General features: G+C 54.3%; 1 pseudogene. It reads right to left on the minus strand.

What is annotated here, in order from left to right:
* Positions 1–77: 77 nt before the first annotated feature.
* A pseudogene (locus AB4Z35_RS31000) lies at positions 78–396 on the minus strand (hypothetical protein); the annotation flags it as partial.

The following is a 396-nucleotide window of genomic DNA, read 5'->3' on the forward strand; positions in this document are numbered from 1 at the left end:
CACCTCCTCGGAGCACACTGTGGATGCATTGGCGAACGAAGCGGCGCAAGCGAGCAATATGGCCGGAATGATATTTTTCACAGGCACTGTCTCAGTAACGATTCAAATTTCGTCGCATATTCCGCGATGACGGTATCTTTGTCCGTACCATTAATGATCCGGCGTGCCGCAACATAGTCCACGCCGGCGTTATTAATGTAATGGGGCAAACTCTTGCCGGTAAAGGTGCCCCGTATCATGCCTTCGACCATGATCAACACCGCCCTGCGCCATTCCAGGGCCGCATCCGGTTCCGCCAACAGATCGATCTCGGCGACTTCGCAGAACTTCGCGTAGTTTGCCTGCCAGGTAATTTGGACCAGCCCTCTCCCTCGATATTTGTGACCATCGCCGACC

Origin of the sequence: Pseudomonas sp. KB_15 (assembly GCF_052114525.1) — a bacterium.
Lineage (GTDB): Bacteria > Pseudomonadota > Gammaproteobacteria > Pseudomonadales > Pseudomonadaceae > Aquipseudomonas.